General features: G+C 73.3%; 23 protein-coding genes. 18 read left to right on the top strand and 5 right to left on the bottom strand.

From position 1 onward, the window contains the following. Positions 1 to 12 precede the first annotated feature (12 nt). From AC4H2S_RS05030 to AC4H2S_RS05015, 4 genes are all read left to right on the top strand, one after another. Entirely contained in the window at positions 13 to 741 is a 729-nt protein-coding gene (locus AC4H2S_RS05030) for a hypothetical protein (protein ID WP_491495874.1), read from the top strand. 4 nt (positions 742 to 745) lie between these two features. Then, on the top strand, positions 746 to 2,020 hold the full coding sequence (locus AC4H2S_RS05025; protein WP_491495873.1) for an MFS transporter: 1,275 nt from the start codon (positions 746 to 748) through the stop codon (positions 2,018 to 2,020). Beyond that, positions 2,017 to 3,033: a TolB-like translocation protein gene (locus AC4H2S_RS05020; protein WP_491495872.1), complete on the top strand. Its 1,017-nt coding sequence runs from the start codon at positions 2,017 to 2,019 to the stop codon at positions 3,031 to 3,033. Before AC4H2S_RS05025 ends, AC4H2S_RS05020 begins: the two co-directional genes overlap by 4 nt. Before the next feature lie 147 nt (positions 3,034 to 3,180). Then, positions 3,181 to 4,632, top strand: a complete 1,452-nt coding sequence (locus AC4H2S_RS05015; protein ID WP_491495871.1) for a DUF4082 domain-containing protein — start codon at positions 3,181 to 3,183, stop codon at positions 4,630 to 4,632. 13 nt (positions 4,633 to 4,645) lie between these two features. Here the strand turns inward: AC4H2S_RS05015 and AC4H2S_RS05010 are convergent, their stop codons facing one another. After that, complete coding sequence (locus AC4H2S_RS05010; protein ID WP_491495870.1) at positions 4,646 to 5,515, bottom strand: GNAT family N-acetyltransferase; 870 nt, start codon at positions 5,513 to 5,515, stop codon at positions 4,646 to 4,648. 119 nt (positions 5,516 to 5,634) lie between these two features. Here AC4H2S_RS05010 and AC4H2S_RS05005 point away from each other — a divergent pair, with 119 nt between their 5' ends. Further along, on the top strand, positions 5,635 to 6,294 hold the full coding sequence (locus AC4H2S_RS05005; RefSeq protein ID WP_491495869.1) for a polysaccharide deacetylase family protein: 660 nt from the start codon (positions 5,635 to 5,637) through the stop codon (positions 6,292 to 6,294). A gap of 10 nt (positions 6,295 to 6,304) precedes the next feature. Here the strand turns inward: AC4H2S_RS05005 and AC4H2S_RS05000 are convergent, their stop codons facing one another. Continuing rightward, positions 6,305 to 7,258 carry a hypothetical protein gene (locus AC4H2S_RS05000; RefSeq protein ID WP_491495868.1) on the bottom strand — a complete coding sequence of 318 codons (954 nt, stop codon included), beginning with the start codon at positions 7,256 to 7,258 and terminating at the stop codon, positions 6,305 to 6,307. A 137-nt stretch (positions 7,259 to 7,395) separates the two neighbouring features. On the opposite strand from AC4H2S_RS05000, the gene AC4H2S_RS04995 reads away from it, so the two are divergent. After that, a complete protein-coding gene (locus AC4H2S_RS04995) occupies positions 7,396 to 8,526 on the top strand; it encodes a hypothetical protein (RefSeq protein WP_491495867.1) in 1,131 nt (376 codons plus the stop codon). Positions 8,527 to 8,569: 43 nt separating this feature from the next. Here AC4H2S_RS04995 and acpS read toward each other — a convergent pair whose 3' ends face one another. Continuing rightward, positions 8,570 to 8,980, bottom strand: a complete 411-nt coding sequence (gene acpS, locus AC4H2S_RS04990; protein WP_491495866.1) for a holo-ACP synthase — start codon at positions 8,978 to 8,980, stop codon at positions 8,570 to 8,572. A gap of 204 nt (positions 8,981 to 9,184) precedes the next feature. On the opposite strand from acpS, the gene AC4H2S_RS04985 reads away from it, so the two are divergent. The 12 genes from AC4H2S_RS04985 (at position 9,185) to AC4H2S_RS04930 (ending at position 21,792) form a co-directional block, all read left to right on the top strand. Beyond that, positions 9,185 to 9,454 carry an acyl carrier protein gene (locus AC4H2S_RS04985; protein WP_491495865.1) on the top strand — a complete coding sequence of 90 codons (270 nt, stop codon included), beginning with the start codon at positions 9,185 to 9,187 and terminating at the stop codon, positions 9,452 to 9,454. A 22-nt stretch (positions 9,455 to 9,476) separates the two neighbouring features. Further along, positions 9,477 to 10,319 carry a serine O-acetyltransferase gene (locus AC4H2S_RS04980; protein WP_491495864.1) on the top strand — a complete coding sequence of 281 codons (843 nt, stop codon included), beginning with the start codon at positions 9,477 to 9,479 and terminating at the stop codon, positions 10,317 to 10,319. Continuing rightward, the gene (gene asnB / locus AC4H2S_RS04975; RefSeq protein WP_491495863.1) at positions 10,319 to 12,316 is read left to right on the top strand and encodes an asparagine synthase (glutamine-hydrolyzing); all 1,998 of its coding nucleotides are present in this window, start codon (positions 10,319 to 10,321) and stop codon (positions 12,314 to 12,316) included. The genes AC4H2S_RS04980 and asnB overlap by 1 nt, the downstream gene beginning before the upstream one ends. After that, positions 12,313 to 13,326, top strand: a complete 1,014-nt coding sequence (nadE, locus tag AC4H2S_RS04970) for an NAD(+) synthase (protein ID WP_491495862.1) — start codon at positions 12,313 to 12,315, stop codon at positions 13,324 to 13,326. The genes asnB and nadE overlap by 4 nt, the downstream gene beginning before the upstream one ends. A gap of 25 nt (positions 13,327 to 13,351) precedes the next feature. Then, a complete protein-coding gene (locus AC4H2S_RS04965; RefSeq protein ID WP_491495861.1) occupies positions 13,352 to 13,999 on the top strand; it encodes a hypothetical protein in 648 nt (215 codons plus the stop codon). Beyond that, positions 13,996 to 14,970, top strand: coding sequence for a glycosyltransferase (locus tag AC4H2S_RS04960; RefSeq protein ID WP_491495860.1), 975 nt, complete (start codon positions 13,996 to 13,998; stop codon positions 14,968 to 14,970). The genes AC4H2S_RS04965 and AC4H2S_RS04960 overlap by 4 nt, the downstream gene beginning before the upstream one ends. Positions 14,971 to 15,061: 91 nt before the next feature. After that, complete coding sequence (locus AC4H2S_RS04955) at positions 15,062 to 16,630, top strand: acyl-CoA ligase (AMP-forming), exosortase A system-associated (RefSeq protein ID WP_491495859.1); 1,569 nt, start codon at positions 15,062 to 15,064, stop codon at positions 16,628 to 16,630. Next, positions 16,627 to 17,853: a pyridoxal-dependent decarboxylase, exosortase A system-associated gene (locus AC4H2S_RS04950; protein WP_491495858.1), complete on the top strand. Its 1,227-nt coding sequence runs from the start codon at positions 16,627 to 16,629 to the stop codon at positions 17,851 to 17,853. The genes AC4H2S_RS04955 and AC4H2S_RS04950 overlap by 4 nt, the downstream gene beginning before the upstream one ends. Continuing rightward, positions 17,850 to 18,137, top strand: a complete 288-nt coding sequence (locus AC4H2S_RS04945) for an acyl carrier protein (RefSeq protein ID WP_491495857.1) — start codon at positions 17,850 to 17,852, stop codon at positions 18,135 to 18,137. Before AC4H2S_RS04950 ends, AC4H2S_RS04945 begins: the two co-directional genes overlap by 4 nt. A 15-nt stretch (positions 18,138 to 18,152) precedes the next feature. Next, positions 18,153 to 18,962, top strand: a complete 810-nt coding sequence (locus tag AC4H2S_RS04940) for a hypothetical protein (RefSeq protein ID WP_491495856.1) — start codon at positions 18,153 to 18,155, stop codon at positions 18,960 to 18,962. Then, positions 18,959 to 20,293, top strand: a complete 1,335-nt coding sequence (locus AC4H2S_RS04935) for an O-antigen ligase family protein (protein ID WP_491495855.1) — start codon at positions 18,959 to 18,961, stop codon at positions 20,291 to 20,293. The genes AC4H2S_RS04940 and AC4H2S_RS04935 overlap by 4 nt, the downstream gene beginning before the upstream one ends. A gap of 44 nt (positions 20,294 to 20,337) precedes the next feature. Beyond that, a complete protein-coding gene (locus AC4H2S_RS04930) occupies positions 20,338 to 21,792 on the top strand; it encodes a hypothetical protein (RefSeq protein ID WP_491495854.1) in 1,455 nt (484 codons plus the stop codon). A 109-nt stretch (positions 21,793 to 21,901) separates the two neighbouring features. On the opposite strand, the gene AC4H2S_RS04925 is transcribed toward AC4H2S_RS04930, so the two are convergent. Next, complete coding sequence (locus AC4H2S_RS04925) at positions 21,902 to 22,948, bottom strand: helix-turn-helix domain-containing protein (protein ID WP_491495853.1); 1,047 nt, start codon at positions 22,946 to 22,948, stop codon at positions 21,902 to 21,904. Continuing rightward, positions 22,945 to 23,601 carry a hypothetical protein gene (locus tag AC4H2S_RS04920; RefSeq protein ID WP_491495852.1) on the bottom strand — a complete coding sequence of 219 codons (657 nt, stop codon included), beginning with the start codon at positions 23,599 to 23,601 and terminating at the stop codon, positions 22,945 to 22,947. The genes AC4H2S_RS04925 and AC4H2S_RS04920 overlap by 4 nt, the downstream gene beginning before the upstream one ends. Between the last annotated feature and the right edge of the window lie 337 nt (positions 23,602 to 23,938).

Raw genomic sequence — 23,938 nt, 5'->3', positions numbered from 1 at the left:
GTCGGCACATCCATGAACACCACACCAGCGCGCATCGCCGTGCTCGGCGTCGCAGCCTGCCTCGTCCTCGGCGGCTGCGGCGCCGGACCGGCGTCGCCGGAGGACACGTCCAGCTCGCCCTCGGCCGCAGCGGGCTCGGCCGGTCCGCCGTCGCCGTCACCGTCCGCCGGCAAGGCGAGCGGGGAAGCGGGCAGGGAAGCGGGCGGGTCCGGAGCCGCCGAGACCGACGGCAGCGTTGCCGGCGACGCCGGCGACGAGGGAGCCGACCCGCCCGACGGCGCCGACGACGGCACGAGCCCGGGGCTCGAGGTGCCGCAGGCGCCCGAGGCCCCGGTCACCAGCCTCGCCCAGCTCCTCCCCCCGAGCGACCCCGCGCCGCTCGTGACCTCGCCCCTCCCGCGCGCGGCGAGCGCGCGGGGACGCCTGGTGCGACGCTTCCCCTCCGCCCTGCGGCCCACCCGCGCCGCGCGGGTGCAGAGCAGCAGCGTCTCGCCCTCGGGCGACCGCCTCCAGGTCGGACTGGTCGCCGTGACCACGCTGTCCGCGCCGCAGGTGCTCCTCGCCTACCGCGACCGCCTCGCCCGCCGGGGGCTGACCGAGACGACCGCGCCGCCGGCCCTGGCCGGCTCCGAGGCGGCCGCCTTCCGGCGCGGCGACAGCGTGGTGACCGTGACGGTGACCCCGCGCGGGTCGGGGGCGACCTACTCGCTCCACGCCTCGCTGCGCGCCGGGCGCGGGTGAGCCGGTGTACATCACGCTCCGCGACCGGCCCGTCGCCGGCGCCACCACGACAGGCACCACCACGACGGGCACCACCTCGACCCGGCCCCCGGTCGGGCGGGTCGTCGTCACGCTGGGCATCGTCTCGCTGCTGACCGACGTGTCGTCGGAGTCGGTCTCGGCGATCCTCCCGCTCTACCTCACCGCCGTCGTCGGCCTCACGCCCGTGGCGTACGGGCTCGTCGACGGCCTCTACCAGGGCGTCAGCGCGCTCGTGCGTCTCGGTGGCGGGTGGCTGGCCGACGCCTCCGACCGTCCCAAGTGGGTGGCGTTCCTGGGCTACGGCCTCTCGGCGGTGGCCCGCGTGTTCCTGCTGTTCGCCAGCGGGGCGGCCGGGATCGCCGCCGTCGTCACCGCCGACCGGATCGGCAAGGGGATCCGCACCGCCCCGCGCGACGCGATGATCAGCACCGCCGCGCCGACCGAGCACCTCGCGCGTGCCTTCGGCGTGCACCGGATGCTCGACACGATCGGCGCCGCCCTCGGTCCGCTGATCGCGTTCGGCCTGCTGCTGGTGGTCCCCGACGGCTACTCGGTGGTGCTCGTGGTCTCCCTCGCGTTCGCCCTGGCCGGCGTGGCGCTGCTGGGACTGCTGGGCCCCGACGTGCGCACCCGGCGCGACGCGGCCCCGGCCGGGCCCACACCGCCGCCCTTCCGGTGGCGCGACCTCACCGACGCCCGGCTGCGCCCGCTGCTCGCGGTCGCCGGAGTGCTGGGCCTGCTCACGGTGGGCGACGGATTCATCTACCTCGCGCTGCTCGACCACGGCGGCATCAACGTCACCTGGTTCCCGCTGTTCTACGTCGGCACCAACGTGGCCTACCTGCTGCTGGCCGTGCCGATCGGGCGCCTGGCCGACCGGGTCGGACGGGCCCGCACGCTCATCGTGGGCCACCTGGCCCTCGTCGGCGCCTACCTGTGCGCCGTGCTGCCGACCTCGACCGCCGCGGCCACCGTCGGGACGCTGCTCCTGCTGGGCACGTTCTACGCCGCGACCGACGGCGTCATCGCCGCGATCGCCGGTCGACTCGTCCCCGTGCAGGCCCGCACCAGCGGCATCGCCGCTGCCCAGACCGTGGTGGCCCTGGCCCGGATGCTCGCCTCGGCGGGCTTCGGCGTGCTGTGGCTGGTGCTCGGCCCGGCGGGCGCCATGGCCACCGTCGCGGCCCTGCTCACCGTGGCCGTCCTGATCGCCGCCACCCGCGTGGGGCGCCTCGACGGCGCGGCGGTCACCTCGTGAGCGCTCGCGCCCGCGTGCTGGCGTTCCTCGCCCTGGTGGTGGTCCTCGCCGTCGCGGCGACCGCCTACGTCGTCGTCGAGCGCCGCGAGGTGCGCGCTCAGCGCGCGGCCGAGCCCGACGCCGAGCAGGCGCCGATCGCCACGGTGACGGACGGCCCGCGGATCGTCTTCCGCCACACCGGCACCGACAGCGAGTACGGCGTCGTGGCGGTCGTGCCGCTCGACGACCCCAGCGGTCCGCGGGCGTTCACCGGGGTCTCGTGCGACCGCGTCGCGGCCCGCAGCACCGGCGCCTCCTGCCTGGTCACCGACCCCGGCGTGGCATCGGCCGCCGAGGTGGTCGCGCTCGACGCGGACTGGCAGGAGATCGGGCGCGAGGACCTGCCCGGCATCCCGAGCCGCACCCGGCTCAGCCCCGACGGGACACTCGTGGCGACCACGATCTTCGTGGCCGGGCACTCCTACATGTCGACCGGCTTCTCCACCGCCACCGAGGTGCACGCGGTCGACGGTGGCGAGCGGTGGGGCAACCTGGAGGACTTCCAGCTCGTGATCGACGGCCGGCGGGTCAACCCGGTGGACCGCAACGTGTGGGGGGTGACGTTCGCGGACGACCGGACGTTCTACGCCACCGTCGCGACGGGTGGGCGTACGTGGCTGGTCGAGGGCGACCTCGCCGAGCGCACGCTGACCTCGGTGTCGTCCGACGCCGAGTGTCCCTCGATCTCCCCCGACGGCACCCGGGTGGCGTTCAAGGTCGACGTCGACCCGGGCCGCCGGGTCGTGTGGCAGGTCGCCGTCCAGGACCTCGCCACCGGCGAGCGGACCCTGCTCGCCGAGGGACCGCGCGGGCTCGACGACCAGGTCGAGTGGCTCGACGACGACACGATCCTCTACGGGATGCCGCGTGCCGACGAGCCCGGCGTGAGCGACACCTGGGCGGTCGACACGACGGCGGACGCCGCTCCGCGGCTGCTCATCGAGCAGGCGTGGTCGGCCACCGTCGTGCGCTGATCGCGCCGTCCGCGGCAGCCGACACAATTTGGGGAACTTGCCCAGCGGCCTTGTCGACCCCCGTAAGGGTGAGGATGATCCCGTGGGAGCTGCGCACACCCCCACCAGCGCGGTCCTGCCCCTGCCCCCGTTCATCGAGGTGCCCCCATGTCCTCCCCCAGCGTCGCCACGTCCCGAGGCCGCCGCCGGCTCGTCCCCCTGTTCGTGCTGGCCGTGGTGCTGACCGCCCTCGCGCTCGCCGAGCGCCCCACCCCGTCCGCCCACGGCGGCACCGCCCCCGAGCGGACGCGTGCCGACGAGGTCGGCGTGCTGACCAGCCGCGCCCCCGCCGCCGAGGTGCGCCGGGGCGCGCAGCGCGAGGTCGGGATGCGGTTCTCCCCCAAGGTCGCCGGCACGGCGATCGGCGTGCGCTACTACAAGCCACGGCGCTCGCGGGCCTCGACGCCCGAGACCGCGACGCTGTGGTCGCGGCGCGGTGAGGTGCTGGCCCGGGCCGACGTGCGACCGGTGCGCGGCAAGGGCTGGAAGCGGGTCGCGTTCGGCTCGAGCGTCACCCTGGCGCCCGGCACGGGCTACGTCGTGTCGGTGCACACCGGCGCCGCGGGGATCCACCCCGCCACGGCCGGCGGCTTCCGCAAGGCCAAGGCCAACGCCCACCTGCGGGCGCCGGGCGGGCGCAACGGCGTCACCCGGGTCGGCGGCACCTCGCGCTTCCCGAGCAAGCAGGCACCCCGCGACGCCAACTACTGGGTCGACGTGCGCTTCGTCCCGTCGAGCGACGAGCCCACGTCCGAGCCCACCCCGCCCCCGCCGCCGAGCAAGTGGCCCGGCCCCGACAACACCGGCGTGCCCGCCGGCACGACGCTGACGCCCTACACCGGCCCGTGCACGATCACCTCGGCGCGCACGCTCTCCGCCGTGGACGCCACGTCGTGCGGCGCGCTCGTCATCAACACCACGGGCGTGGTCATCGAGAAGTCGCTCGTGCCGCGCGTGCAGTCGATCTACGGCGACGGCAGCAGCTCGGTCACCATCAGCGACTCCGACGTGCGCGCCGGCGCCACCTCGACCGGAGCGCTCTGGGGCTACAACATCACCGCGCGACGGGTGGACGTCACCGGTGGCCAGCACAGCTTCCACTGCAACAACAACTGCGAGGTCACCGACTCGTGGCTGCACGACCAGTACAACGCCGAGGGCGAGAGCTTCCACAACAACGCGTTCATCTCCAACGGCGGGCGCAACATGGTCCTGCGCCACAACACGCTGCACTGCACCGCGATCCTCAACCGCACCGACGGCGGGTGCACGGCCGACGTGTCGCTGTTCGGCGACTTCGACCCCATCGACAACGTCACCATCGACAACAACTACCTGCGGGCCAACAACTCGTCGATCTCCTACTGCGCCTACGGCGGCGACTCCACGTCCAAGCCCTACACCGCCACCAACGTGCGGTTCACCAACAACGTCTTTGAGCGTGGCGCCAACCGCAAGTGCGGCGTCTACGGCCCGGTGACGTCGTTCGATCGCAACGCCTCCGGCAACGTGTGGACGGGCAACGTGTGGGACAGCGGCGAGACGGTGGGTCCCGGCTAGGCCGGCGGGCCGCTCACCACGGCACGCAGGTCAGCTCGCTGTAGAGGTAGTCGACCGCGCGGGGCTCGAGCGAGGCGCCGCGGAACATCCGTGGCCGCGGAGCCGACTGCATCCGCGACAGCCGGGGCCGGTGACCCGTCACCCGCCGCTCGGCGAGGGTGACGAGGGCGCGATGGCGCAGGAGCAGGTGCCGGTAGGGCGCGTGCCCGGCGCGGGCGAGCACCGCGGGGTCGGAGACGTGGAGCAGCGAGGCGAAGAGCGGCAGGCCCTTGCGCCGCTCGCTGCGGGCGATCACGTAGCAGGTGTCGTGCCCGACACGCACCACGAAGTGCAGTGCCGCGGCGGCGTCGCGGTGGTCGCGGTAGACACGCAGGTCTGCCCCGGTCAGCGCCGCCTCGATGTCCTCCGGCGCCGTCAGCACGCGGACGCCCCGGCGGGTCGGGAGCGGGAGGTTGGGGACGAGCGCGGTGGCGGTGTCGAGGCTGCGGAAGCCCAGGCGCTCGTTGAGCGCCACCACGTTGCCGCTGGGCGAGAGGTCGACGAAGTCGTAGCCGCGCTGTCGCAGCATCGCCCGCGCCAGGCGTACGCCGTGGGCGCGGTGCTCCTCGAGCACGCACCACGCCGCCACGTTGCACAGCCGGTGCGTGCGGCCCTCGACCACCCGCTCGGAGTAGAACGCCAGGTAGACCCCCACCACGTCGTCGCCGTGACGCAGCAGGAAGCCGTGGTTGGGGGCGTCGACGCTCCAGGGCGGCACGGCGCACCTGGCCCACTCGGCCGCACTCAACCTGGCGTTGAGGTGCTGGTGCAGGAACGTGGCGACCGCCCCGATGTCGTCGTCGGTGATCGGCGCCAGGTCCACCCCCACGGACTCCCCTGACATGTTCCCACCGTAGGAAGGTGCGTCCGCCGAGCCGGGCCGACCCCGGGGCACATACCCACATTTTGTGAGCCTCCGCGGCAGGCGAGCGGCACGCGGGCGGGCCGCCTACGGTTCGAGCCATGAGCGTGGTGAACGTCTGCTTCCACGGCATCGGCGCCCCGCAGCGCCGACGCGAGCCGGGTGAGGACACCTACTGGATCGACCGCGACGTCTTCCTGGGCGTGCTCGACCGGGTGGTCGGGCGGCCCGACGTGCGGCTGAGCTTCGACGACGGCAACTCCTCCGACGTGGAGATCGCCCTGCCGGCGCTGCGCGAGCGCGGCCTGCGGGCGACCTTCTTCGTGATCGCGGGGCGGCTCGACCAGCCGGGCAGCCTGAGCCGCGACGATGTCCGGCTGCTGCACGGCTCGGGCATGGGCATCGGCAGCCACGGCATGGCCCACCGGCCCTGGCGCGGGCTCGACCCGGCCCGGCGGCGCGAGGAGCTGGTCACCGCGCGCTCGGTGCTCGAGGACGTGACCGGCACCCGGGTGCACGACGCGGCGCTGCCGCTCGGCCGCTACGACCGCGGCGTCCTCGCCGAGCTGCGCCCGCTCGGCTACCGCACGGTGCAGACCAGCGACCGCCGCTGGGCGCACCCCGACCGGTGGCTGCAGCCGCGCTACAGCATCCGGCGCGGCGACACCGTCGAGTCGGTGGAGCGCGAGGTGCTGCGCCGGCCGCCCGTGACCGTGCGCGCCCGCGGCGCGCTCGTCGGGACCGTCAAGCGGCTGCGCTGACGGGCGATGGTCAGCCCGGCAGGAGCGCGGTGCCGTCGTCCCAGGTGTTGTCGCGCCACTCGTTGCCCGCGGCACCGGCGTCGAACGACGTCACCGGGCCGTAGACCCCGCACGTGCCGTTGGATCCGCGTTCGAACACGTTGCCGGTGACCACCACCCCGCTGGCGTCGGGGAACGACTTGCCCGGCGCGTGGCCCAGGAAGGCGCAGTAGGACGCAGAGGAGCCGTTGGCCTTGAGGAGGTTGTCCTCGACCAGCACGTCGCGGATCGGCTCGAAGTCGCCGAAGAGCGAGAGGTCGGCCGTGCACCCGCCGTCGGTGGCGTTGAGCTCCGCCGTGCAGTGCAGCGTGTTGTGCCGCACCACCATGTCGGTGCCGCCGTTGGAGATGAACGCGTTGTTGTGGGATGCCTCGCCGTCGGGGTTGAACTGCTCGTGCAGCCACGAGTCCTCGACCACGCAGTGGCTGCCGCAGTGCACGCTGTGCTGCCCGCCGGTGACCTCCACCCGCCGCACCGTGAGGTTGCTGCCCCACACCGCTCCGCCGATCCACTCGCCGGCCACGACCTCGGAGTCGACCACCTCGACCGAGAACGTCGGGTCGACCTGGGTGGCGGTGGACTCCACCCGCGGCACCCGCGACGACTCGATCCGCACCCCAGGCGCCTGCACCACGAGGGCCGGGCACACCCCGGTCGCGTCCACGGCCGTGAGCACGACGGTCTCGGTCAGGGTGCAGGGCCCGTCGTAGGCGGTGAGCTCGGTGCCCTCCGGGACGCCGGTGCTGCCGGCGTCCGGGTAGGGCTCCGGCGCCGGGTCGGCCGCGGCGGCCGCCCCGGCCGGGTCGGACCGGGCAGCGGTGGGCTCCTCGCGGAGGACGCGCACCGCACCGACGGCGACGACCGTCGCCAGCGCGAGCACCGCCACGGCGGCGGCCAGCCGCCTGCGGTGTCGGATGGGTGTCATCGCTGCCCCCTCGGCCTCCATTCTGGGCCCGCCGGCCGCGCCGGCGCGTACCCCACTCGGGGGATTCGCGTCGCACCCCTGCGGCGAGTGCCGCGACCGCGTGGTCGACTCCCAGCGTGGGGATGACCATCGCGTGCGTGTACAACGACCCTGTCGTGAGGCGCCACTGCCTCGACCGGTCGATCGAGGCCTACGACGGACCGGTGGAGGTGGAGTACCTCCCGGTCGACAACACCGGGCACGCCTTCGCCTCGGCGGGCGCCGCCCTCAACCACGCCGTGCGGCAGGCCCGCCACGACGTCGTCGTGCTGGTGCACCAGGACGTCTACCTGCACGACCTCGACCGGCTCGCGGCGTGCGCCGCCGCGCTGGACGACGAGCGGTGGGGCATCCTCGGCGCCAACGGCGTGGCCGCCGACCGCACGTCGGTCGGCCGGCTGCGCGACCGCGTGATCCTGATCGGCGAGTCGGCCCCCGTGCCGGAGCCCGTCGACACCCTCGACGAGGTGCTGGTCATCGCGCGGCGCGACGACCTGGTCCGCGAGCCGCTCAGCGAGGACCCGCGGCTGGCCTGGCACGCGTACGCCGTGGAGTACTCGCTGCGGGTGCGTGCCGCCGGCCGCCTCGCCGGGGCCGTCGACACCTCGATCACCCACAACAGCATGACGACCAACCTGGCGCGCCTCGACGAGGCGCACCGCCACGTCGGCGACCTCCACCCGGAGCTCGTGCCGATCCACACCACGTGCGGCGTCGTCGACCCGGGGGCCCGGGACTGGGGCCGGCTACCGATCGTGCGCCGGCACGGCTGGCGGCGCCGATGGCTGCGCCAGTCGCGCGCCGCCGCCCGCGTACGCGCGGAGCTCGGCGTGCCGGTCGTGCTCGCCGACATCGCCCACGAGGTCGACCTCCTGGGCTTCTCCGCCGAGGAGCCGCTCCACCTCGTCAACGCCGACCGCGCCGGAGGCTTCGCCGACGCGGGCGCGGGCGGGTGCGTCGTCCTCGACCGCGCCGGCCGTCCGGTGCACATGTCGGCCGTGGCGCCGCGCCACGTGCCCGAGGCCCTGGCCTCGCTCGACCACGCCCAGCACGTCCTGGTCACGGGTCTCGCCATCGGCGACCTCGCCGACCTGGCGGGCCGGATCGAGGGCGACTGGCTCGCGGGCGTGCAGTGGGACGAGGTCTGGCTGGTGCGCGGGCCCTCGGCCCGGCAGCGGCCCGCGGAGTGGACCCGGCCACAGGCGGTGCCCCTCGGCGCGAGCCGGTAGCGGGTCAGTCGGCCGGGTCAGTCGGCCGGGTCAGTCGGCCGGGTCAGTCGGCAGCAGCGTCGGCGACGGCGACCGCGACCGCGTACTCGTCGCAGTGCGACAGCGAGACGTGGATCGGCCCGGCGCCACGACGCTCGGCGAGCGCGCGGACGTCGCCGTCCAGCGACACGTGGGGCGCTCCGTCGGCGTCGCGCCCGATCTCGATCGAGCGCCACGCGAGCGGGGCGTCCCGGGCCGGCCGGAGCGCCTTCAGCACCGCCTCCTTGGCCGCCATCCGGGCCGCGAGGTGCAGCTCGGGGCGGGCGCGGGCGGTGCAGTAGGCGATCTCGTCCTCGGTGAACCACCGCCGCAGGAACCGGTCGCCGCCGGTGCTGACCAGGGCGGCGATGCGAGCCACCGAGACGATGTCCGTGCCCGTGCCGACCGTGGCCGATCCCTGGCTGCTGGTGACCATCGCGAGCTCCTCCACCGGGGCCGTCCCCACGCCGGCCAGGGCCTACAGACTACGGAGGGCACCTCACCCCGGAGGGGGGTCTTCGGGACCGCTCACCACTATTGGGGAGCGTGCGGCCCACCCGGCCCCGACCCGCTGCGCTGGTGCTCAACTGTCAGGCGGGCCGACAGGGGTGGAGGCCCGGAGACTGCCTGGGGAGGCGACGTGCACGACGACATCAAGCACCAGCTGAGAGAGTTCATCGGGGACAACTACCTGTTCGGCGACCACGACCGGCTGCCGGCCGACGAGGCCTCGCTGCTCGAGGAGGGCATCGTGGACTCCACGGGTGTCCTCGAGCTGATCGAGTTCCTCGAGGACCACTTCGGCATCGTGGTCGCGGAGTCAGAGACGGTGTTCGAGAACCTCGGCAGCGTCGGGGGCCTGACCCGCTACGTCGCGGGCAAGGCGCTCGTCGGCCAGCCCGTGGGCTGAGCCCCCGTCACGGGGAGCGACCATGGGCCAGAGCCACGACCGGGTCACCGACCCGGACGCGCGTCCGTTCCGCACGGACGTCGACAAGTACTACGCGATCACGGCTGGGGGCCGCCGCGGTCCGGCGCAGCGACTGCGCCTGTGGCTGTGGAACGCCGACTTCCGCGTGGTCGCCTGCTACCGCTTCGACCGCGCCGCCCGCCGCCACCACGCGCAGCACCGCCTGACCGGGCTGCCGGTGCGGATCTTCGCGGGGGTGTGGCGCCGGCGGGTGAGGAACATCCACCACGCCGACATCGACCACCGTGCGCAGATCGGGCCCGGCATGTTCCTGATGCACCACACGGGCGTGTTCATCGGGCCGTCGACCATCGGCGACAACTGCGTGCTGCACCACAACGTCACGATCGGGCAGCGGGTGGCCTCGGGCGACCAGGGTGTCCCCCGGCTCGGCGACGACGTGTGGATCGGGCCCGGGGCCACGATCACCGGCGCCGTGACGATCGGTGACGGCGCCACCATCTCGGCCGGCAGCGTGGTCTCGCGTGACGTGCCGGCACGCGCGCTGGTCGCGGGCAACCCGGGGCGCGTGATCGCCACCGACTACGACAACTCGGCGATGCTCAACTACCGCGTCGAGCGTCCCGCGCCCGAGCCGCCCTCCGGGGACGTGGAGCGCGCGCTCACCGAGTACCTCCGGCTGCGCGACCCGAAGGGCGACCGCCAGCTCGAGGCGGTCAAGGCCGCGATCTTCCTGGAGGACGTCTTCGACGTCGTGCTGCGCGAGGAGCACATCGACCCCGACCTCCTCTGCACCGCCGAGGGCATGCGCACGGTGCTCTCCCGCGCCGGCGGGACCCGCTGATGTGCGGCGTGTGCGGTGTCGTCGACCTCGACGGCCCGCCCCCCGACCGCGAGCTCGTCACCCGGATGATCGGCCGGCTGCGGCACCGCGGTCCCGACGGCAGCGGCCTGTACCGCGACGAGCACGCCGCGCTCGGTCACACCCGGCTCGCGATCATCGACGCCGAGGGCGGGGCCCAGCCGCTGTCCAACGAGGACGGCACGCTGTGGATCTCCTTCAACGGCGAGATCTTCAACTACGTCGAGCTGGGCGAGGAGCTGCGCAACCGCGGGCACCGGTTCCGCACGGCGAGCGACACCGAGGTCGTCGTGCACGCCTGGCAGGAGTGGGGCGAGCAGTGCTTCTCACGCTTCAACGGCCAATGGGCGCTGGCGCTGTGGGACTCGCGCCGGCGGCGTCTGGTGCTCTGCCGCGACCGCCTCGGCGTGCGGCCGCTGTTCTTCACCCGTGACGGCCGGCGCATCGCGTTCGCCTCCGAGGTCAAGGCCCTGCTGGCCGACCCCGCCCTGCCCCGGGTCCTCGACCCGGCCGGCCTCGACGAGGTGCTCACCTACTGGTCGACGGTCGCGCCGCGCACGGTCTTCCGGGGCATCGAGCAGCTCGAGCCCGGCCACGTCGCCGTGCTCGACCGGGACGGCTTCGACCGCCGCCCCTACTGGAGCATCGACTTCCCGGAGCGGGGGGCCGAGCCGGGGCAGGACGTGGAGGCCAACGCCGCCGAGCTGCGCGAGCGCATCGTCGAGGCCGCCCGGCTGCGCTTCGTCCGCAGCGACGTGCCGGTGGGTGCCTACCTGTCCGGCGGCATCGACTCCTCGATCACCGCCGCGGTGATCGCGCGCTACACCGACGCCCCGCTGCACACGTTCTCGCTGCGCTTCACCGACGACGAGTACGACGAGGGGATCCACCAGCAGAAGATGGTGGCCGAGCTCGGGGCGCGCCACGAGGAGGTCACCGTGTCGCCCGGCGACGTCGCCGACGTCTTTCCCGACGTGGTCCGGCACACCGAGACGCCGATCCTGCGCACCGCGCCCGCGCCCCTGTTCCTGCTGTCGCGGCTGGTGCGCGAGCACGGCTACAAGGTGGTGGTGACCGGCGAGGGCGCCGACGAGGTGCTCGGGGGCTACGACATCTTCCGCGAGGGGCGCGTGCGCGCGTTCTGGGCACGTGACCCGGGCTCCGCCACCCGCGACCGGGCGGTCGAGCTGCTCTACCCGTGGATGGAGCGCAACCCCGGCCGCGCGCCGGCGTTCGCGCGCAGCTTCTTCGGCCAGGACCTCGACCCCGCCGACCCGGCGATCTCGCACCGCCCGCGGTGGGCCTCGACCTCCGCGGTCAAGGGTCTGCTCGCGCCCGACCTCCGCGCCGAGCTCGCCCACGAGTCGGGCGCCGACGTCGTGTCGCGCATGCCGGCGGACAGCGGACGGTGGGACGCGCTCTCGCGCGCCCAGTGGCTCGAGATGACCACCCTGCTGCCGGGCTACATCCTGGCCAGCCAGGGCGACCGGATGCTGATGGCCAACTCGGTGGAGGGTCGCTTCCCGTTCCTCGACAAGGACGTCGTCGAGCTGGCCAACCGCCTGCCGGCGCGCCACAAGCTCTGTGGCCTCGACGAGAAGCACCTGCTCAAGATCGCCTTCGAGGACCTGGTGCCGGAGGAGATCCGCACCCGGCCCAAGCAGCCCTACCGCTCCCCCGACACGGCCAGCTTCTTCAGCGGGCCGCCGCCGGAGTGGCTCGCCGAGGTCACCTCGCCCGCCGCGCTGGCCGACGCGGGCGTCTTCGACCCCCGCCCGGTCGCCGGGCTGCTGGCGAAGGCGGCCCGCACGGGCGGCGTACGCGCCGGCAACACCGACAACATGCGCCTGCTCGCGGTCGTCTCGACCCAGCTGCTCCACCAGCAGCTCGTCGTGGACGGCGGCGCGGGCAGCGACGACGTCCCACCCGCGCCGATGACCGTGGTCGACCGGGTCCAGCCGATGAGGAGCACCGCATGAGCACCACCATCCAGGGCCACATCCAGGGCCACATCCAGGGCGACGCTGAGGTGCTCGCGATCGACCCCGAGGCCGAGGTCGCCAGGATCACCGCGTCGCTGCGCGGCTACCTCACCAGGTCGCGGCGCAAGGGCGCGGTCGTCGCGCTGTCGGGCGGCATCGACTCCAGCGTCGTCGCCGCGCTCTGCGTCGCCGCGCTGGGCAAGGACCGGGTCTTCGGGCTGCACATGCCCGAGCGCGACTCCGCCGACGACACGCTCGCCTTCAGCACGCTGGTCTCCGACTCCCTGGGCATCGACTCGGCCGTCGAGGACATCACGCCGGTGCTGGAGGCCGCCCGGTGCTACGAGCGCCGCGACGACGCGATCCGGATGGTCTGCCCCGACTACGGTCCCGACCACCGGTCCAAGATCGTGCTGCCCAGCGTCGTGGAGTCCGCGCGCCTGCGCCTCTACTCGGTCGTCGTCCAGGCGCCCGACGGCACCACCACCCGGCACCGGCTCACCACCGAGTCCTACCTCGGGATCGTGGCCGCGACGAACTTCAAGCAGCGCGTGCGCCGGATGTCGGAGTACTACCACGCCGACCGGCTCAACTACGTCGTCACCGGCACGCCCAACCGGCTGGAGTACGACCAGGGGTTCTTCGTGAAGCTGGGCGACGGAGCGGCCGACGTGAAGCCGATCGCCCACCTCTACAAGACCCAGGTCTACGCGCTCGCCGACTTCCTCGGCGTCCCGGAGGAGGTCCGCACCCGGCCCTCGACGACCGACACCTACTCGCTGCCGCAGTCGCAGGAGGAGTTCTACTTCTCCCTGCCGTGGAACCTGATGGACCTGTGCCTGCACGGCAAGAACACCGGCGCACCGCTCGAGCAGGTCGCCGCGGCAACGGGGCTGACGACCGCGCAGGTCGAGCGGGTCTACGGCGACATCGACCAGAAGCGCACGACCACCGCCTACCTCCACCTCCCGCCGCAGCTCGTCGAGCCGGTCGAGGAGATCGGATGAGCGACGCCGGCACCTGCGGGGCACCGTGACGGCGCGAGGGTTCCTGGCGGCCGCGCTGCACTGGTGGTACGTCGTGCTGCTCGGCGCCGTGGTCACGCTCGGCGCGCTGCTGCTCGTCCAGCGCCAGCAGCCCGTGTGGTTCACCCAGTACAACATCGTGGTCGTCGGGCCCTCGGGCACCGAGGACACCAGCGTCCTGGAGAACCCGCTCTACGGCCTCCAGCCGCTCGTCGGCGTCGTCTCCACCGACCTCAACGACGGCCACCCGCCGCTGCTGACCGGTGACGTGGCCGCCACGATGGTCGGGATGGGCCACCGCGAGGGCGTCCAGGTGCGGGTGCCCAACCTCGGCACCCAGTGGCGGCCCCTGTTCTCTGCCAACTACCTCGACGTGCAGGTCGCCGGCGCGAGCCTCGAGGAGGTGCAGGCCTCGGCCGGCGCGACGTCGGCCCGGGTCGCGGAGGTGCTCGAGCACCGCCAGGACGAGCTCGGCGTGCCGCCCACCCTGCGCGCCCGGGCGGTGCCGTCGTCGGAGGACCCGATCATCGTGCCGGTCGCCGGCAGCCGGTCGCGCGCGCTCGCCGCCACCGGGATCACCGGGGTCGCCCTGACGATGGTGGTGGTGTTCCGGCTCGAGCGCCGGCGCTCGCGACGGCGCGAGGTGCTCGGATGAGGCCGGTGACGGTGGCCGTGGTCACCTGGAACAGCGCCGACGTGCTCCCGGGGCTGGTGGCGTCGCTGCCCGAGGGCGCCGGGTCGGTGCCCTACCGGCTCGTCGTCGTCGACAACGACTCGCACGACGACACGGTCGCGGTGGCCCGTCGCCTGGCCCCGGACGCCACGATCGTGCAGACCGGGCGCAACGCCGGCTACGCGGCGGGCGTCAACGCCGCCGTGGCCGCCACCCCGGACGCGCCGGCCGTGCTGGTGCTCAACCCGGACGTACGCCTGCTGCCGGGCTGCCTGCCCGCCCTCGTGGCGGCCCTCGACCGGCCCGGCACCGGGATCGCGGTGCCCCGGCTCACCGACGGCGACGGCGCGCTGATCCACTCGCAGCGCCGGCGGCCCACGCTGCTGCGCGCCTACGCCGACGCGTTCGTGGGCGCCACGCGCGCGGGCCGCTGGCCGGCCACCGGCGAGGTCGTCACCGACCTGGCGCGCTACGTCGCCGACGCGACGCCCGACTGGGCCGAGGGGTCGACGCAGCTCGTCAGCCGGGCCTGCCTCGACGCCTGCGGCCCGTGGGACGAGTCCTACTTCCTCTACTCCGAGGAGACCGAGTTCCACCTGCGGGCCGGGGCGAACGGCTTCGCCGTGCGCTACGTGGCCGACGCGGGCGCCGTCCACCTCGAGGGCGACTCGGGGAGCTCGCCGCCGTTGTGGGCGCTGCTCACGGCCAACCGGCTGCGGCTCTTCTCGCGGCTGGGCTCCCCGCCGCGCACGGCGCTCTACTGGCTGGCCCTCGTCCTGCGCGAGGCGAGCCGGGCCGCGCGCGGCGACGCCATCGCCCGCGCCGCCGTCCGGGTGCTGCTGCGCCCCGACCTGCTGCGGGCCGAGCGCGGCCCGGCCTGGGTCGAGCGGGTCGCTACCCCAAATCCGGTACTCCCGCCCGAGGGAGCCCGCGCGGGCGCCGGCCGTCCGTAGCGTGGATCACGGACGACGGGTGGGGCACTCGTCGCGCCAGAGCCGGTCGCCGGGGGGCGAGCCCGGCCACGGGACGAGGGGGCCTGACCTGATGCGGACGCACCTGCACCACCTGCTCGAGGAGGGCGCCGCCCGCTTCGGCGACCGCCCGGCCCTGAGCCACCAGGACGTCACCCTGGACTACGCCTCGGCGTGGGAGCAGGCCTGGCGCACCGGGGCCGTGCTCGCCGGCCTCGGCACCGTCCGCGGCGACCGGGTCGCGGTCCACCTCGACAAGCGGCCCGAGACGATCGCCGCGATCTTCGGATCGTCGGTGGCCTCCGCGGTCTTCGTGCCGGTCAACCCGGCGCTCAAGGGTCCCCAGGTGGCCTACATCCTGCGCGACTGCGACGTGCGGGTGCTGGTCACCACGCGCCAGCGCTGGGAGTCGCTGCGCGACGACGCGAAGGGCTGCCCCGCGCTCGCCCACGTGCTGCTCGTCGACGCCGGTCCCGGCGACGTCCCCGACGGCGACGAGGTCGCGGTCCACGACCTCGCGTCCCTGCTGGGCCAGGTCACCGACCCGCCGGCGCCGAGCGGGGCGATCGACCTCGACACCGCCGCGATCCTCTACACCTCCGGCAGCACCGGCCGCCCCAAGGGCGTCGTGCTGTCGCACCGCAACCTGCTGGTGGGGGCCGAGAGCGTGTCGAGCTACCTGCGCAACGACGGCTCCGACGTCATCCTGGCGGCGCTGCCGCTCAGCTTCGACGCGGGCCTGAGCCAGGTCACCACCGCCTTCTCCGCAGGCGCGCACGTCGTGCTCGTCAACTACCTCCTGGCCCGCGACGTGGTGCGGCTGTGCGCCCGGCACGGGGTCACCGGCCTCACCTGCGTGCCGCCGCTGTGGATCCAGCTCGCCGCCGCCGACTGGCCGGCCGAGGCGACCGCGTCGCTGCGCTACTTCGCCAACACGGGCGGGCGGATGCCGCGCGCCACGCTGTCGCGGCTGCGCGAGATCTTCCCGCAGGCCGAGCCGTACCTGATGTACGGCCTGACGGAGGCGTTCCGCTCCACCTACCTCGACCCCGCCGAGGTCGACCGCCGCCCCGACTCGATCGGCAAGGCGATCCCCGACGCGGAGATCCTGGTCCTGCGACCCGACGGCACGCCCTGCGCGCCGGGCGAGGAGGGCGAGCTGGTCCACCGCGGCGCGCTCGTCGCGCAGGGCTACTGGGGCGACGCCGCCCGCACCGCCGAGCGGTTCCGCCCGGTCCCCGGCGGGCCCGACTGGCGTACGCCCGAGCCGGCCGTGTGGTCCGGCGACCGGGTGGTGGCCGACGAGGACGGCTTCCTCTACTTCGTCGGGCGCACCGACGACATGATCAAGACCTCCGGCTACCGGGTGAGCCCGACCGAGATCGAGGAGGTCGCCTACGACAGCGGCCTGGTCCGCGACACGGTGGCGCTCGGCCTGCCCGACGACGCCCTCGGCCACCGCGTGGTCGTGGTGGTGAGCCCGGCCGGCGACGGGCTCGACACCGAGGCGCTGCTCGCCGTCTTCCGGCGCCAGCTGCCCCGCTACATGGTGCCCGCGGAGGTCGTCGTACGCGCCGAGCTGCCGCGCTCGCCCAACGGCAAGTTCGACCGGGTGCTGCTGCGCGAGGAGCTGACCGCATGAGGACCAGTGACCACGTCCACGCCCACGGCACCGTCGACGGCACCCTGCTGGTCGGCGGCGTGCCCGTCGACCGGCTCGCCGAGCGGGTCGGGGCGACCCCGTTCTTCGCCTACGACCGGGCGATGATCACCGAGCGGGTGGCCGCGGTGAAGGCGGTGCTGCCGGAGGCGATGCGGCTCGGCTACGCGGTCAAGGCCAACCCGATGCCCGCCGTGGTCCAGCACCTCGCCGGGCTCGTCGACCACCTCGACGTCGCCTCGGCGGGCGAGCTCGCCGTGGCCCTCGACACCGGCCAGGACCCCGCCGCGATCAGCTTCGCCGGCCCGGGCAAGACCGACGCCGAGCTGCGCCGCGCCGTCGCGTCGGGCGTGACGATCGAGATCGAGTCGCGCACCGAGCTGCAGCGCCTGGTGCGCACCGGCAAGGAGCTCGCGCTGCGCCCGCGCGCCGCCGTACGCGTCAACCCCCCGTTCTCGGTCAAGGGCTCGGGCATGCGGATGGGCGGCGGCCCGCAGCAGTTCGGCGTCGACGCCGAGGCGGTGCCGTCGCTGCTCGGCGAGGTCAGCGAGCACGACGTCGACATCGTCGGCTTCCACGTCTTCGCCGGCTCGCAGAACCTCACGGCCGCGATCCTGGGCGAGGCCCAGGAGCGCACCGTCGACCTCGTGCTCGACCTGGCCCGGCACGTGCGCGGCGACGTCGAGTACGTCAACCTCGGAGGCGGCTGGGGCATCCCCTACTTCGAGCGGGACGAGCGCCTCGACCTCGACGCCGTCGGGGAGCGGCTCTCGGGCCTCGTCGACGGCCGGCTCGCACCCGCGCTGCCCGACGCCACCGTCGTGATCGAGCTCGGTCGCTTCCTCGTGGGCGAGGCGGGCGTCTACGTCACCCGGATCGTCGACGTGAAGGAGTCGCGCGGTCGCAGCTATGCCGTCGTCGACGGCGGCATGCACCACCAGCTCGCCGCGTCCGGCAACTTCGGCCAGGTGATCCGCCGCAACTACCCGCTCGCCGTCGGCACCCGCGCCCTCGACGACCCGACGGGTCCCGTGACCGTCGTCGGCTGCCTGTGCACACCGCTCGACCTGCTCGGCGACGCCGTCGAGCTCCCCGGCGCGGAGGTCGGCGACCTCGTCGTCGTGTTCCAGGCGGGGGCCTACGGCCTGACCGCCAGTCCCACCGCCTTCCTCGGCCATCCCTCACCACCGGAGGTCCTCGTATGACCCAGCACGCAGACACCGTCGCCGCCTCGCTCCCCGGAGTCGTGGAGGTGCTCACCCGCACCCTCGGCATCGAGGAGCGGGCCGCCTCGATCACCCGGGAGACCCGGCTGTTCGGCGAGCTGCCCGAGCTCGACTCGCTCGGCGTGGTCGAGCTGGCGGCCGCGCTCGAGGACCGCTTCGACGTCGTCATCGACGACGAGGACTTCACCGGCGACGTGTTCGAGAGCGTCGGCACGCTGACCGACTTCATCGACGCGCGCCGCGGCCTCGCCGCGGACGGCTGAGACACGGGAGCCGACGTGGAGATGCGGGTCGTCTGGCGCGCGCTGCGCCGCCGCTGGTACCTCGTGCTCGCCCTCGGGGTGCTCACGGCCGCCGCGACGTTCCTCGTCGCCCAGCGGACCGGCGAGACCTACGAGGCGACCGGCACCGTGCTGGTCTTCCCGCCCTCGCAGTCGGAGGGGCCGACGGGCACGATGTCGGAGGAGAACCCCTACCTCACGCTCGGGGGCGTGGGGCAGGCGCGCGATGTCGTGGTGCGCGCGCTGACGTCGAAGAAGGTGGCCGACAGCTTCGGCGAGACCTACCCCACGGGCACGAAGTTCGAGATCGTGCCCGACTACACCAACAGCGCGCCGATCATCCTGTTCACCGTCGAGGCGGCCGCGCCGGACGTCGCCGCCGAGGCGCTCGCCTCGCTGATCGACCGGGTCCCGGTCGAGCTGGAGAAGCTGCAGTCGGGGCTCGACCTGCCCGCCGAGCAGCGCGTCACGTCCGTGGTGCTCACCCGCGACGAGGACCCGGCGTCCACGCGGAAGTCGATGATCCGGGCGGCGCTGATGACCATGGCCGCCCTGGGCGGCATGGGACTGCTGCTGATCGCGCTCGTCGACGGCTGGCTGGCCGGCCGCCGCGACCCCGACCCCGACGACCTGGCCACGGCCGACGACGCCGGCGCGCCTCCGGTGCCGGTGTCGCTGCACCGGGTGCCCGCCGAGGGCGAGCCCGAGCGCAAGGTCACGAGCACGCACGAGGCGCCTCCGGTCGAGGTCACCGCCCGGCTGCTGAAGCGACGCCGGCGACAGGACGAGCACGGCGAGGCGTCATGACGCTCGCGGTCCAGGAGAGCGCCGGCATCACGCGGCGCGGCGGTGTCGATGCCGCGGCCCTCCTGACCGCGTACCTGTGCCTGCTGTGGTTCATCCCCTCACCCATGGTGGTCAGCGCCCTGGGGAGCGCGGGCAGCCCGGCCACCCTCTTCGGCATCGGGATCTTCCTCTACTGGGCGTGGCACACCGTGCGACGCACCGAGCCCACCGACGGCCTGCGCCACCCGGTGCGCGCGGCGATGCTCGCCATGGTGCTCGCCATGCTGATCGTCTACGCGCACGCGATGGCCGGGCCGCTGCCGGGCGACGAGATCAGCACCGCCGACTCCGGCATGCTGCGGCTGCTCGGGCTCGCCGGCGTCGTGCTGCTCGCCTGCGACGGCATCACCAGGGTCGACCGCCTCGAGTCCGTGCTGCGACGCCTGGCGTTCGCCGCCGGGCTGGTGGCGCTGCTGGGGCTGGCGCAGTACGCCACCGGCGAGCTCTTCGTCGACCGCATCCGCATCCCGGGGCTGACCGCGGGCACGGAGGGATGGACGCTCAGCATGCGCTCCGGTCGCATCCGGCCGAGCGGCACGTCGATGAGCCCGATCGAGTACGGCGTGGTGCTGGGCATGACGCTGCCGCTCGTCACCGTGTGCGCGTCGGTGCAGTCGCGCTACCGGTGGCTCTTCCGGGCGATGCTCGTGGCGATCGTCGCCTCGATCTTCTTCTCGATGTCGCGCTCGGCCTACCTGTGCGCGCTGGCGGGCATGGTGGTGCTCGCGATGTCGTGGGACCTGCGCCAGCGGCTGCGGGCCCTCGCGTTCCTCGGCGTGGTGAGCGCGGTCATGTACGTGGCGGTGCCGGGCCTGCTGGGCTCGATCCAGGGCCTGTTCTCCAACGCCGGGCAGGACCCGAGCATCGCCTCGCGCACCGGCAGCTACGACATCGCCGGCGAGTTCATCTCCAGCTCGCCCTACGTCGGCAAGGGCTTCGGCACGTTCCTGCCGAAGTACTGGATCCTCGACAACGCCTACCTGGGCATGACGATCGAGGCCGGCCTCCTCGGCCTGCTCGCGCTGATCACGCTGATCGTGGCGGGCCTGGTCAGCGCACGGCAGGCACGCCGGACGCTCCAGGACGAGCAGGACGTCCGAGAGCGGGCGCACCAGCCGTTGGGCGAGGAGCACGTCCAGTACGCCCAGGCGGTGCTCGCCTCGGTCGCCGCGGGGGCGTGCGGGCTGGCGTTCTTCGACGCCTTCGCCTTCCCGCAGACGGCGGGGTGCTTCTTCCTCTTCATCGGCCTGGCGGGCGCGATGCGGCGGATCACGCGAACGGCTGTCTCCTGAGGATTGACTCTTGTCTTTCGAACATGTGTTCGATACAATGAGTCATGACCGCAGCCCTCGTCGACGCGCAGCCGCCCCTGGCGGCTGATGAGACGTCGCAGAGCGAGCTGCTGGCCAGGGCCACCGAGGCACTGCGGGCGAGGCGTCTGGGCGAGGTCGCCGAGCTCGACCTCGCGATCCAGTGGGCCGTGGTGCACGGCCACCCGCGCGACGACCGCGACCCGATGGTCTCCCCCGCCGGCGACGGCGCCCCGTCGCTGCGCGAGCACGCCATCCCGGAGCTGGCGATGGCGCGTGAGACCCACCCGGCCACCACCCGCGCGCTCATCGCCGACGGCCTCGACCTGGCCCACCGGCTGCCGCTCACGTGGGCGGTCGTCCGGTCCGGCGACTGCGAGCCGTGGGTCGCCCGCAAGGTCGCGGTGCTCTCCCGCGCCCTGCTCGCCGACCAGGTCGGCCGCGTCGACCGAGCCGTGGCCAGGGCGATCGCCGGCCACGCCCCCTCGACGGTGCTCGAGATCGCCCGCGCCAAGGTCATCGAGGCCGACCCCGAGACCCACGCCGCCGAGCGCGAGCGCCACCAGCGCTACGTCTCGCTCTCCCGGGCCGACGAGCACGGCTACCGCCACGTCATCGCCCGCGTCACCGCCGGCGACGCCGCGTGGATCGACGCCATGGTCGACCGGGTCGCCGAGATCCTCCGCACCACCATGGGCCACGACCACAACCACGGCGAGCTCCGCTCGGTCGCGATGGGATGGCTGGCGCGACCCGTCGAGCTGCTCAAGCTCCTCCTCGAGCACACCGAGCTCGCGACCGATCCCGACACCGGCGAGCTCGAGCGTCCTGCGTGGATGCCCGAGCACACCCTCCAGACCCTCGAGACGTTCTGCGCCCTGCCCGCCCGGCACCTGGCCCGCCTGCGCAACCGCGGCCGGCTCTTCGTCCACGTCACCGACACGGCCCTGCGCACCGGCGTCGGCGTCGCGCGGATCGAGGGCGCCGGCCCCATCGACGTACGCCAACTGCCCGAGGTCCTCGGCAACGCCGAGGTCACCGTGACCCCCGTCCTCGACCTCCGCGGCCGGCGCCGCGTCGACGCCTACGAGCACCCCGAGGACATCAAGGACCACGTCTGGACCCAGACCGGCGGCGACTGCTTCCCCTACTCCCCGCGCACCGCCAGCCGCGACGGCGTCGACTACGACCACGCTGTCCCCTACGACGACACCGGCCCGCCCGGCCAGACCGGCCCCCACAACTCCGGCCCGCTCCGCCGGCGACACCACCGCACCAAGACCTTCGGCGGCTACTCCTCCCGCGTCACCGGCCCCGGTCGACACCTCTGGCGCACGCCCACGGGCCTGGCCTACCTCGTCGACCACACCGGCACCCACCGGCTCCCCGCCCACCAGGCCGAGGTGATGGCTGCGGCGGCGGAGGACGGGGTGGAGGTCTACTTCGCTCCGGCCGGGCTGGACTATCGGCTGTCGGGCTGACCGGGACACTCGTTTTCTCGCGGTCATCAGAAGTCGATGTGCGGCAGCCCGCCCACTATGACGCGGGCTCGGCGCCGCTAGATTAACAAAGCGCTACGGAGCATTTCGCTCAGACGATCCGGAGCCGACCCCCGGCGGTCACCGGCAGCAGTCGGTTGTCTTCGGGGGTGGCGAACCCGGCAATCTTCGCCACCTCATCGGGGGCAAGGCCACGCTCAGCCAGAGCTGCAGCGATCTCCCCGGTGAGTCGTGGGTGCTCGGGCACCAGTTCATCGCTGAGAGGCTCGCGCGTACGCCAGCCGCGAGCACTGAGCATCTTCCACATACTCGTGCGCTGGGTCGCGGTCAATAGCTCCGAGCGATAGGCCCGCTCGACCAGCGCTCCCATCGAGACGCCCCACTCGCGTTTGAGGTCGAACAGCGCGTCGACGCGTAGACCACGCAGTTGCGGGCGGATCACCTCAATGGGCATGAGCAGCTCGGCAGCGAACGTGTTCGCTTGGTCCTCCATGTCTTCGGTGACCTCGCTGGCGTGCAGCACCAGGTGCCCGAGCTCGTGGGCCAACGTCAAACGCTTTCGGTCGGTGGGAACCGCGGTGTTGACGAAGATCAGTGGGATGTCGTTGACCCACTGCGACATGCCGTCAACGCGGGTGGTCCCGAAGTCCTCCTCAATCACCATGCAGCCGGCGGCCTCGATCCAGCCGATCAGGTTGCGCACCGGCCCGACAGGCATCCCCCACTGCATCCGCACCAGACGCGCGGCATCCTCGGGTGAGGTGTCGATCGGGTCGAAGGTCGGGATCCGCTGCTCAGAGCGGATGCGCACCTCTTCGGCCATGAGGCTGGCGTGCATCCGGTACATGTTCAGCCGGGCCTCCAGCCGCTTCCAGATCGTGGCCTGAGCGGTGCCGCGGCGGCGCATGTGGGCGTCGACGGCCATCGCTCCCCGGACGCGGCCGGCGTGCTGGATGAATCGGGCAGTGACGCCGAGCTCGCGGGCAAGGGCGTCCAGGGTGGCGTCGTCTGGCTCGCGCAGGCTGTTCTCGTACCTCGAGAGGGCAGCCTGCGTGATGCCAACGGCATCGGCGAGTTCTCCCTGGGTCTTGCCGCTGGCCCGGCGAGCTGTGGTCAGCACCTCGCCGAGGTTGCTCATTCCGCTGAGTTTCCTTCGCTGTCGGAGGCCTCTGCATCGCCGGCGACCTCGATGGTCGGCAGCGTGGGGCCCTCGGTGGTGGGCACGATGGGCGTGACCGGGGTGACGACCGTACCGATGCCTCCAACGGGAGCTGCGGGCAGGTCGATCATCCAGACGACGTCCTCGAAGGAGCCGTCGCGGAGCGTCATGACAGGGGCGCTCATCATGCCGGACTCGGCGTCCCACTCGTAGCCGACACACAGGTGTACGGTCCTCATGCCCAGCAGCGACAGCAGGTCGTCGGGTTGGCTCACGAAGTCGAGAGCGCCTTGCGTGCGGACGTTCGCGATCCTCCCGGTGGCTGTGTGGCGTTTGAAGCGCACGCGGAAAATCGTTTGCTCCGGCGAAGCGATGTAGGCGTCGAAGTGGGGCTCGTGCTCGGTGAAGGACACTTCGCTGAGGCCGTCAAACTCGGCGCGGGCTCGTGCGCGCATCGCGTCGTGAATCCAGTTGGCCAAGCCGCGGCCCGAGGCTCGGGAAACGGCCCCGGGCAGGACTCGGCGATACTCGGCGAGGTCGGTGGCAGCGCCGAGCACGATGGAGGAAAACCCGTGCACGATCTTGTCGCCGAGCTCGTCGGAGACCTGCTGGGAGGTCATGTAGGTGGCCACCCAGAAAAGATACCACGAAATATACCGGGCCCTGGACGCCGGGTGTGCTGTCGGTGCGTCCGCGACCGAACACCTGGATGTCTTTAAGGTCACTGGGAGTTGCGCGCTTCGGGACCCGGGCTCGGTTCGCCCTAGGGGCGGCGGGGTGACGGCGTAGCCGAGTTCGCGCAGCTTGCAGCGGCCCTCGGCCCCCACCACGCGGCCAGAGGCTGGGGTCGAATCGCTCGCCAGTGCGCTGGGCGCTCGTGCTCAGCCACCCCTGTCGACGACGCTCGAAAATGAGGCCATAGCGACGGGCGAAAACGAGGCCACCCCGACAGATTGGGTGGGTGATCTC

This window comes from Nocardioides sp. Z13_37 (assembly GCF_058355585.1).
This window is presented reverse-complemented; position numbering and strand designations above follow the sequence as displayed.